This window comes from Megasphaera hominis (assembly GCF_014269395.1).
In the GTDB taxonomy this organism is placed as follows: Bacteria; Bacillota; Negativicutes; order Veillonellales; family Megasphaeraceae; genus Megasphaera; species Megasphaera hominis.
Genome location: NZ_JACOGK010000015.1, coordinates 55,764 through 66,727 on the forward strand (window position 1 = coordinate 55,764; position 10,964 = coordinate 66,727).

Annotated in this window: 9 protein-coding genes; 7 read left to right on the forward strand and 2 right to left on the reverse strand. The window is 48.1% G+C overall.

Annotated elements, in window-relative coordinates; translation table 11 throughout:
- Positions 1–100: 100 nt before the first annotated feature.
- The 4 genes from H8J70_RS06380 to H8J70_RS06395 all read left to right on the forward strand — a co-directional run bounded on the left by H8J70_RS06380 (position 101) and on the right by H8J70_RS06395 (position 4,232).
- Positions 101–1,432 (forward strand): TrkH family potassium uptake protein, encoded by a 1,332-nt coding sequence (locus H8J70_RS06380; protein ID WP_186503025.1) that lies wholly within the window; start codon positions 101–103, stop codon positions 1,430–1,432.
- The gene (locus H8J70_RS12760) at positions 1,381–2,091 is read left to right on the forward strand and encodes a potassium channel family protein (RefSeq protein WP_288201028.1); all 711 of its coding nucleotides are present in this window, start codon (positions 1,381–1,383) and stop codon (positions 2,089–2,091) included. The genes H8J70_RS06380 and H8J70_RS12760 overlap by 52 nt, the downstream gene beginning before the upstream one ends.
- A 184-nt stretch (positions 2,092–2,275) precedes the next feature.
- Positions 2,276–2,962, forward strand: coding sequence for a DUF2249 domain-containing protein (locus tag H8J70_RS06390; protein WP_186503027.1), 687 nt, complete (start codon positions 2,276–2,278; stop codon positions 2,960–2,962).
- An 82-nt stretch (positions 2,963–3,044) separates the two neighbouring features.
- Positions 3,045–4,232: an oxygen-binding di-iron domain-containing protein gene (locus H8J70_RS06395; protein ID WP_186503028.1), complete on the forward strand. Its 1,188-nt coding sequence runs from the start codon at positions 3,045–3,047 to the stop codon at positions 4,230–4,232.
- Positions 4,233–4,306: 74 nt separating this feature from the next.
- Here the strand turns inward: H8J70_RS06395 and panC are convergent, their stop codons facing one another.
- Positions 4,307–5,152, reverse strand: a complete 846-nt coding sequence (gene panC / locus H8J70_RS06400; protein ID WP_186503029.1) for a pantoate--beta-alanine ligase — start codon at positions 5,150–5,152, stop codon at positions 4,307–4,309.
- Positions 5,153–5,713: 561 nt separating this feature from the next.
- On the opposite strand from panC, the gene H8J70_RS06405 reads away from it, so the two are divergent.
- The 3 genes from H8J70_RS06405 (at position 5,714) to H8J70_RS06415 (ending at position 9,273) form a co-directional block, all read left to right on the forward strand.
- Positions 5,714–6,964, forward strand: coding sequence for an aromatic amino acid transport family protein (locus H8J70_RS06405; RefSeq protein ID WP_186503030.1), 1,251 nt, complete (start codon positions 5,714–5,716; stop codon positions 6,962–6,964).
- A gap of 161 nt (positions 6,965–7,125) precedes the next feature.
- Positions 7,126–7,725 carry a DUF1847 domain-containing protein gene (locus H8J70_RS06410; RefSeq protein WP_186503031.1) on the forward strand — a complete coding sequence of 200 codons (600 nt, stop codon included), beginning with the start codon at positions 7,126–7,128 and terminating at the stop codon, positions 7,723–7,725.
- Between the two features lie 942 nt (positions 7,726–8,667).
- Positions 8,668–9,273 carry a recombinase family protein gene (locus tag H8J70_RS06415; protein WP_186503032.1) on the forward strand — a complete coding sequence of 202 codons (606 nt, stop codon included), beginning with the start codon at positions 8,668–8,670 and terminating at the stop codon, positions 9,271–9,273.
- Between the two features lie 371 nt (positions 9,274–9,644).
- On the opposite strand, the gene H8J70_RS06420 is transcribed toward H8J70_RS06415, so the two are convergent.
- Positions 9,645–9,911 carry a hypothetical protein gene (locus H8J70_RS06420; protein WP_186503033.1) on the reverse strand — a complete coding sequence of 89 codons (267 nt, stop codon included), beginning with the start codon at positions 9,909–9,911 and terminating at the stop codon, positions 9,645–9,647.
- Positions 9,912–10,964: the final 1,053 nt, after the last annotated feature.

A 10,964-nucleotide genomic window follows, 5' to 3' on the forward strand; every position in this document is an offset into this window, starting at 1 on the left:
AATATGGGCCGTTTAGCCTATTCTATGTGGATGATATATGGCGCCGCACGACGGTGCCGGAAAGTTTCAATGTCCCTTTCTTTGGGGCAGGAGGAAATATATGGATGTACTGAAATACGGGCGGTCCCTGTCGCCGGCGCAGATCATCGTGTACAGCTTTGCGCTCTTTATCCTGGCCGGGACGGCCCTGCTTATGCTGCCTGCAGCCACTGTCGATGGCGCCGGTGCGACCTTTACGGATGCCCTCTTTACGATCGTTTCCGCCGTCTGCGTAACGGGCCTTTCCGTACAGGATACGGGGACCTACTGGACCTTCTTCGGCCAGGCGGTCATTCTTTTTGCCATTCAGGTCGGCGGCCTGGGCGTCGTCACGGCGGCCATTTCCCTGACTGTCTTTTCAGGCCGCAAGATCGGCCTCATGCAGCGCAATACCATGCAGGAAGCACTGGCGGCGCCACAGCTCAAGGGCATCGTCCAGCTGGTGCTCTTCATCCTGAAGTATGTCGCCATCATCGAACTCGTAGGCACACTGCTTTTGTATACGGTCTTTGCACCGCAGTACGGCTGGGTCACAGGCTGGTGGTATGCTATGTTCCACGCCATTTCGGCCTTTTGTAATGCCGGCTTTGATATTATGGGACCAGCTGGCGGCGGCTCCCTTACGACGTATGAATTCAACCCTGTCGTCAACACGGTCATCATGCTGCTCATCATCATCGGCGGCCTGGGCTTTATGACCTGGGCCGATGTGCGGACCCACGGCTTCCACATCCGGGCGTACCGCCTGCAGTCCAAGATCATCCTGATCATGACGGCTGTGCTCATCATCGTGCCGACGCTCATCTTTTACGCTACGGAATTTGGCCAGAACCACGATACGCTGTACCTCTTCCCGGCCCTGTTCCAGGCCGTGACGACGCGTACAGCCGGCTTTAACAGCGTCGATCTCATGACCTTTTCCGAATCCAACCGGGCTATCCTGATCCTGCTCATGCTCGTCGGTGGTGCGCCGGGCTCGACGGCCGGCGGCATTAAGACGACGACGGCCTTTGCCCTCTTGGCCTCGGTGTGGGCCATGATGCGGCGCAGCTCCGATATTTCCTGCTTTGGCCGGCGTATTTCCGAGGATACACTGCACAAGGCAACGGTGCTCTTCATGATGTATCTCCTCTTGATCATCTTCAGCACCATCTTCATTTCCGCCTTGGATGATATTTCCATCCTCGATTCGTGTTTTGAAACGGTTTCGGCTATTGCGACAGTAGGCCTTTCTATCGGCATTACAGACCAGCTGAGCACGCTCTCTAAGTATATTCTCATCTTCCTCATGTTCTTTGGCCGTGTCGGCGCCCTGACCTTTGTCTTTGCCGTCCACTCCAAATTCGACGGTACGCGCAGCCACTACGTCAAGGAAGACGTCGTTATCGGTTAAGAAAGAAGGACAACCACGTGAAATCTATTTTAATCATCGGCTTAGGCCGTTTTGGCAGCCATATTTGCATGATTCTCCATGACATGGGTCATGAAATCCTCGTCGTCGACACGTCAGAAGAACGGGTACAGAAAATGCTGCCCTATGCGACGAACGGCCTCGTTGCGGACAGTACGGACAAAAGCTTCCTCGAATCCCTGGGGATTCCCAATTTTGATATTTGCCTGGTGACCATCGGAGACGATTTCCAGAGCTCTATGGAAACGACGGCTCTCCTCAAGGACTTGGGCGCTAAGCTCGTCGTATCCCGTGCCTCCCGGGGGATTCACGAAAACCTCCTGCGCCGCTGCGGTGCCGACGTCACGGTCTACCCGGAAAAGCAGACGGCTTTTCTCACAGCCCTGCGCTACGGCTCAGATTCCCTCTTTGAATACTTCATCATCAGCAAGGATTACGCCGTTTGTGAAGTGGCCATTCCCCAGGCCTGGATCGGCAAGACCGTTGGCGATCTGAATATCCGCAAAAACTACCACATCAATATCCTGGCCCTCAAGAAAGGCGAAGAGCTTACGGCTGAAATCACGCCGCAGACGGTCTTTACGGAAGATCACACGATCCTCATCTTGGGTAAAAAGGAAACACTCGAACAATTCTATTGAGCGTAGCATATAGAAAAAGGCCTGCATGGAGCACTATGCAGGCCTTTTTGTAAGAAATTCTCAATATCGTTGTAATAACAACATATTTATTTTTCTCCCTGACGTATACTACAGCCATAAGGACGAAGCAGTCCTAATGAGCTAGATAAAATACCAACCGGAAACGGTGAAGGGAGCGATATATATGAGCTTTATCGATTGGCAGGACAAAATTAAGGATTTTAAAAAAGTAGACGTACGGGGCATTCAGGGAAACTTCTTTCCCGGACTGAAACAGCAGGCAGCCAAGCTGCCCGTCGGCGCCGGCCTGGAAGTGGTCCAAAACTTTGACCCTATTCCCTTGTACGAAGTTATGCAGGAATTAGGCTTTGAATATCATACGGAACAGACCGGTGATGCTGAATTTCATGCCTACTTCTATAAGACGACGGCTAGCAGTGATCCCGGTGACATTCCCATGCGCCCGGCCGCACTGACCAACATGCCCCTCATCGATGATGAACTGGGCAAGCTGTCCGTCTCCTTCTGGGATCTCACCTGGAATGATTCGAAACGCTTTTTGCCCTATGAATTCCGTCTCCTCTTGTCCCTGACCAATGCCGTCGGTGCCGGCCGCATGCGTCAGGCTACGCGGGAATTGGTCAAAGCCTATATCCACGGCTTGCCGTCAGCTGCCCTGGACGACGTCTTTGAACTCTTGGCGTGGAACCAGGGGATCGGCTTCTTCAGTTCCGAAATCGGTCCGTCCACCCTGTTCCAGGCTTATAAGACCGTGAAGAACCTGGAAAAACAGGGCAAGAGCCGCTCTGAAATCGGCGCTGTCCTGAAGGAAAAATTCGGCGAAAAAAATCCCGACGTAAAAGTGCAGTAACAACGTATTCTAGATAAAACGCGTGAGATAGTGTATACTAAATAATAAGTATAACTATTTGAATTTCAAGGAGGCAAGTGTTATGAGAAAACATGTAAAAGGTAATGTCAGCTGGATTGGCTATGTCGATTGGGAACTGGAAAGCTTCCACGGCGATGATTATTCGATTTACAACGGCTCCAGCCAGAACGCCTATCTGATTGAAGAAGAAAAGACGGTCCTCGTCGATACGATCTGGGTTCCCCATCGTTTCGACTTTATCGAAAACCTGAAAAAGGAAATCGATCTGCACAAGATCGACTACATCATTGCCAACCACGGCGAATGCGACCATTCCGGCGCCTTGACGACGCTCATGGAAGAAATTCCTGATACGCCTATTTATTGCACGGCCAACGCTGTCCGCAGCATTGAAGGCCAGTACGGTAAACGGGGCTGGAATTTCCACGTTGTCAAAACCGGCGACAGCCTCGACATCGGCAATGGCAAAAAGCTCATTTTCGTAGAAATGCGCATGCTCCATTGGCCTGATTCCATGGCAACGTACATGACCGGCGACAACATCCTCTTCTCTATGGATGCCTTCGGCCAGCACTATGCCGTAGAAGAACTGTTCAACGACAAAGCCGACCAGTGTCTCCTGAACCGCGAAGCTATGAAATACTTCGCCAACATCCTCAACCCCTTTGCCCCCATTTTGACAAAGAAACTCGAAGAAATCGGCAAACTCAACCTGCCTATCGAAATGATCGCTCCGTCCCACGGTGCTATTTGGCGCACCGATCCCTTGCAGATCGTCGAAAAATACGCCCAGTGGGCTGATGCCTACCAGGAAAACCAGGTTACCATTGCCTACGATACCATGTGGAACGGCACAGAAGCCATTGCCCACAAGATCGCTTCGGAAATCCACGCCCAGAGCCCGGATACAGTAGTTAAGGTCTTCAATATTGCCAAGTCCGATAAGAATGAAGTCATGACGGAAGTATTTAAATCCAAGGCCATTGCCGTCGGTTCGCCGACCGTCGGCTGCAGCATCCTTTCCAGTGTTGCCGGCTGGCTGGAATTCCTGAAACAGCTGAAGTTTAAGAATAAGAGAGCCGCTGCCTTCGGCTGCTATGGCTGGAGCGGTGAATCTGTCAAGATTCTCCAGGCTAAATTGAAAGAATCCGGCTTTGACGTCATCGACGACAATATCCGGTCCCAGTGGAATCCGGAAGAAAGCGATTACGCCGCTGTACCGGAACTGGTAAAACACCTCTTAGGTTAACACCCATACCTCCTCTCACGTAGTATCAGGGCACGGTCGTGCCGGGTCATCCCGGCGCGGCCGTGCTTCTTTTGTCAGCCTAAGATGATGTTGTCGATAAGTCGCGTCTTGCCAATGCGTACGGCCAGGGCGAGGAGGCTCTTTTCATCGACCGTTTCGATTGCTTCAAGGGCCGGGAAAGAGAAGAGATCTACGTAGTCGATAGAGGCTAGCGGTTCTCCTTCGATTTCTTTCGTGACCAGCGCCTTCAGGACGGCTGCGTTGCGTTCGCCCTTTTCATAGGCGTCCTTTGCCAGGCGCAGGCTGCGCGACAAGACGAGGGCTGCCGTCTTTTCTTCCGGCGACAGATAGACGTTGCGCGAGCTGCGGGCCAGGCCGCTTTCTTCCCGCACGATGGGGACCATGTTGATATGAACCGGCAAGTTCAGATCCTGGACAAAGCGGCAGACAACGACGACCTGCTGGGCATCCTTTTGGCCGAAAAAGGCTTCGTCTGCCTGGGTAATGTTAAAGAGCTTCGTTACGACTGTGGCGACACCGCGGAAGTGGATAGGCCGCTGGGCACCACAGAGCTTGTGTGTGATATCGCCTTCGACGTTGACATACGTACAAAAGCCTTGGGGATACATTTCGTCCGGTTCCGGATGAAAGACGGCATCGACACCGACGCTTTCGAGCTTCCGGCAGTCTTCTTCAAAACGGCGCGGATAGGCGTCAAAATCTTCATTGGGGCCGAACTGGGTCGGGTTGACGAAGACCGATGCGATGACGAAATCCGTGGCTTCTTTTGCCGCCCGCATCAGCGTCAAATGGCCTTCATGTAAGGCTCCCATCGTGGGTACCAGGCCGATCCGGCGGCCTTCCTGCTTCAGGCGCAGGGCAAATTCCTGCATTTCTTTGACTGTGCGAAAAATCTTCAAGGTTCATACACTCCTTTTGATGTTTTTTGGGGCAAAAGAGTATAAAAAAAGCACCCTTCAGCGCAGACTGAAAGGTGCATGGGACATGCAGACGTCAATACGCGCAACTCTTGCTCCTTTTTTGGCGTAAAAGGGCGCAAAAAGAGCGCGGTCTTTGATGAGTATCCTTTCTGTCTCGGTCTAAAAAGATCCAAGCAGCTGACAATCCATCCATTCAAAATATAAAACCGAAAAGTATAACTCACGTAACGTGATGCTATCTTTTGCCTCGGCCGTATCATATCACACTTGTTCTGTTTTAGCAACAAGTGATTGAAATTTTCCGTTTCTTATACAGCCTGCAGGAATATTTTGTCAAAGGGGAGGGAAGCTGCCTGCAGGGAAAAAGGCACAATGGGCACCTTAATGAGGAAAAAAATTTTTCGGCGCCCTTATATGATTAGATTATATACACGTGAAAATTATCACGAATAACCCTCTTGTCAGGGTCAGTATGTCTGTGTATAATGGACGCGACATGCTGACATCCAACCAATAGTTCCCACGGGAGGAAATACGCCGATGGAATATGTACGTGAGTTGGATACAAGAGCGGCGGGCACTGCCGCCACCCAAAGTGCCTTGAAGGTGCATCGTCTTACCTTTATGGAGGCAGCCATGCTGGTCGTCGGTTCGACCATTGGCTCCGGTGTCTTAGGACTGGCCTACGCGAGCCGTTTAGCCGGCTGGCCTGTCCTATTCGTCTGGCTCGTCGTAGCCGGGATTTTTTCCGGCATTTCCATGCTGTACGTCGCGGAAACAGCCTTGCGGACACAAGAGCCGTTGCAGCTTTCCGGCCTGGCTGAAAAGTACGTGGGGAGAATCGGTTCCTGGCTGATTTTTTTCTCCGTTGGCGCCACGTCCTTTTGCAGTCTCATTGCCTATACGGCCGGCTGTGGCCGGATTCTCAGCGAGTGTACGGGCCTTACGCCGGAGCTGGCCGGCATTCTCTTCGCTGCCGCTGCGACCGTTGTTGTCTGGGGCGGCCTGAAGGTGACCGGTGTTGCCGAAAAATTTCTCAGCCTGGGCATGATCATCATGCTGCTGCTCCTGGCCGGGGCCTCTGTCGTATCGGCCCGCGTGCCTCTGGCAGATATTTTATATACCCACTGGGCCTATGCCGTCCCGGTTTTTAATATTGCCGTTTTTTGTTATGCCGTTCAATATATTGTGCCGGAGCTGGCCCGCGGCTTTACCCATGCGCCACAAAAACTGGTGCCGTCCCTCCTGACCGGCATGGGCATTTCCTTTCTCATCCTGGCCAGCGTGCCTTTGTCTGTTTTCCTTATGCTGCCTGTAGCAGAGATTACGGAAGTAGCGTCTCTCTCGTGGGGACGGGCCCTGCAGCCAGATATTTTCTTTTTCCTGGTCAACGCCTTTGCCTTTTGCGCGATGCTCACGTCCTTTTGGGCCATTTCGGAAAGCTTTTTGACCAATATGGTAGACCGCCTGCATCTGGCCTCGGAAGGGGCTGTAAAGGACCGTGCCCTGTGCCTGGCCGTCATCGTCATACCGCCTGTTTTCCTGGCGTCAGGCAATCTCGTAGGCTTTGTCAACGCCTTGTTCAGTGCCGGTACCTTTGGCGGTATTATCATGTCCGTCCTGCCCGTGTTCATGCTGCGCCAGGCCCGGCGCCGGGGCAACCGGCAGCCCTGCTGGCAGTGTGGCCGTATTGCCAGCCTGCCTGTGCAGCTCCTGGTCGTGGCCCTCTTTAGCGGTGCCGGCATCTATGCCTTGTGCAGCCTGGTAGGACTACTGCCGCCGGCGTGGTAATCGATGTACTAGCGAAGTCTGGACTGCGTGTGATGACGCGGACCAGGCTTCTTTTTTCTAAATGAGAAGAAAAAGGATGCACGGGCACCGTATTTGTGGTACGATGGAATAAACATAACGCTATATACTATGCTAAAACCTGCCGGAGGAGGTGCCTCATTATGCTAGGAGATTGTGCGAATTGCAACTGTGGCCATATATGTGCGACGAAAGGTGTGAGCTGTACGCCTGTCGACAAGGAAGCCGTCCTGAGCCAGTATTCGCCAGAGGAACGGAAAATGATGGAAGCCGCTGCCTATGTCGAAGCGACGTATTATATGCAGTATACGCGCATTCAGGAAACGGCGGCCTTTGCCCAGCGCATGGGCTACAAAAAAATCGGCCTGGCCTTTTGCGTCGGCATTAGCCACGAAATGGAGCTCATTGCCAGCTATTTCTCGAAATTTTTCGACGTCTATTCTATTTGCTGCAAAAACTGCGGTATTGCCAAGGACGAGCTGGGCCTGTCCCGGGTCACGCCGGAAAACCCCATCGAAAGCATGTGCAACCCGAAACACCAAGCCCATTTCCTGAATGAACAGGGCTGTGAGCTCTTCGTCTCTGCCGGGCTCTGCGTCGGCCATGATGCCATTTTCAATGCGTCCTGTAAGGGACCGGTGACCAATCTGATCGCTAAGGACCGCGTCCTGGCCCATAATCCCATGGGCGCCGTGTATTCGAACTACTGGCGCAATAAGCTGGGCCTGAACGAAGAGGACTAGGGCTTGTTGCACCAGCCGTACAGACACAAAAAAAGAACTCCACTACTAAGTAGTGAAGTTCTTAGACTTTGGAGCCACTAATAGGATTTGAACCTACGACCCTCTCATTACGAAGTTACAAGTCGTACATTCGTTTGAATAACACAACGATGGAATCCGTATTTCTTTCTATTTGCCACTGTAAGGAGTTTTTATTGTGTCTTGCGATAATTATATCATGAAGACAAATAAAACCTGCTTAGAATGGAAAATAGAGCGATGCTTTCACTTTACCTGCATGACATAAAAGAGCATGGATATAAATAGTATGACACCAGCAAAAGGGACTCTATTTGTACACGTGTATATAGTCTGCATACGAAAAAGGAACTCTATTTTGTGTGAAATATCCGTGAGCACATATATAACATGATGAGAACACGAATTTACCCCATAGGCACCGACGACACCAGCAGGGGCTTTTTTGTAGAGACACAAATACTTTTCTGCATTTGAATATTATTATACCATGGAGACAATCAGAAGTAATAGAACCATGATGTAATGACGCTTGCATCCTTGTCCTTTTTGTTGTCCTTCTTGTGTCTTCCTTTGTGTCTTCTCCTGCATCCGCATCACTAGCAGGAACACAAGCACAAGCAGCATGACAAGCACCAGCAGCACGACACCATGAATGATGATAGTTGTTGTCCTTCTTCCTTGTTCTGATGTCTTGTTGTTCTTCTTGTTGTTGTCGTCCTTGTTGTCTTCCTATATGTCTACATGAGTATACTTCTATAGACTATTGAAAAAAGCCTTTAATTGCATCTATAAATTACTAACTCCTAATTTATAGATATGTCTACAATTGTATTGATATTTATAGACATAGCATGCTATAGTGAACACAACGATAAACAAAGACTTGTTACAGACACTATGACATGAAAAGGAGACAACACCATGAACAGCAGAACATTCGCCTATGTACGAGTATCAACAGCAGAGCAGAACACGGACCGACAAACAGCAGAACTAAGAAAGTATGTTGACGATGAAAAGAACATCATCATAGACAAGGCAAGCGGAAAAGACTTCAACAGACCAAATTATCAAGCATTACGACAACTTAGCACGGCAGGAGACACAATCATAGTAAAGAGCCTTGATAGACTAGGACGCAACAAAGAAGCAATAAAGGAAGAACTTGCATACTTCAAGAACAAAGGCGTTCGTATTCGTTGTCTTGACTTACCAACTACCATGATTGATACAGGCAGTGATTTGATTCTTGATACTATCACAAACATACTAATAGAAGTCTATGGCATGATAGCAGAGCAGGAACGACGGAATATCAGACAACGACAAGCAGAAGGCATTGCACAAGCTAAGGCACGAGGTCAACACCTAGGAAGACATAAAGCAGAATATCCTAGCAACTGGACTGAAGTCTATAATCAATGGCAAGACAATCAGATAACAGCAGTAAAAGCTATTGAGTTACTAGGGATGAAAAGAAGCACCTTCTATAAGCTAGCTAAACAATATAAACAAAAACAACAGTAAGACACTTCAAGCCTATACATGATAACGACATAAGTCAGTTACTATGTATGGGCTTTTTTTTATTGTGATGATTCTCCTTGTGTCTTTTGCACTGGAATGGTTGACCGCATCACCAGCAGAAGCAGTAGAAGAGTATGGATGATTCTTCTTGTGTATTCTGATGTCTAGTTGTAGTTATGTCTTCTCCTGCATCTGCATAGAAGAACCAGCATCACAAGCAGTACAGTCTTGTTGTTCTTCTTCTTGTTGTTGTCGTTCCTTTGTGTCTTCTCCTGCATAGGAAGGAACTGCATCATCATCTATATTTTTTCATAACATATTGAAATATACACAGACACAAAAAGACAACATTACATTCCTTACATGACCCTTTAATACCTAGAATGAGTTATCGTGTCTAAAAACGGCAAAATAGCTCGATTTTTAATAGGTCCTGATTCATAGGTACGAAACAGCACCATGATGAAAGACAACAACCATGGACCAGCTAGAGCAGTAGTGTCTTTCTGTATGTCTTCCTTTGTGTCTTCTCCTGCATCCGCATCACCAGCAGGACCAACAGGACCATGACAAGAACCACTACAAGCAGCAGTAAGACTAATAGCAGGAGTGTCTTGTTTGTCTTCATTCGTAGACATATATTAAAACATAACTATTTGATATATATAAAAATTAAATCAGTCCCCACTGTAGCAACAGACAATCATAACCATGTAAGACCAGTAAAGACAATCACAAGAAGACAATGAATGATTCAATTTCTTGTCGTTATTTCTTATGTCTTCTCCTGCACCAGCAGAACCATAGAACAATGAGTAATAATAAATATACAAAATCATGTATTAATTATGCAAGATTAGGCAGTCTAGAAAAGCGTTGAAAAATCAATTCGTCCACAAATAAACCATCTTCTAATTCGTCCACAATTCGAAGAAGGGACGGGAAAACTATATATATTAAAGTTAGAAGGCGTATGACTTATCAATGCATAATATAAATATTCATTGATATAGTACGTAGTAGCTAATCAATGCTAGTCATAATTGTACCATTGATGTATATACGACTACCTAACTAGTACTATACCTGTATTATTGTTCTTATTCTTCTTATTGTTATTATTGTTCTTATTCTTGTTATTATTCTTATTCTTGTTATTATGATTCTCCTTCTTCTTATTATCCTGATGATGATAATAACCATAGACAACAAGAACAACCACTATAACCATAGACAACAAGAACAACCACTATAACCATAGACAACAAGAACTCTCTTCCTTCTTATTGTTTCTAATTGGACCACAAATAATACATCTCATTATTGGACCACAATTCGAGGGAAAAGAACCAACAATAATTGACCCAGCCTAAATTAATTCGTCCACAATATGAAGAAAGACAAAAAACTATACATAACACAACCATACACCACTAAGACATAACTAAGACATAACTAAGACATAACTAAGATATATCTAAGACCAGCTAAGATATAACGTAAGCGCTCAATAAAACCATGTACCTAACAAAGAAGCCCACCCGAGTTATTCTCGAATGGGCGATCACTGACCTATTTACATAATTCCTGCATACGCGTGCTCCAGGGCATGTAGCCATCTACTACTTCGGGATGATGCCGCACATCCAAATTTGGGAAATCCGTGAATACCTGAATCAGGTATTTCTCCG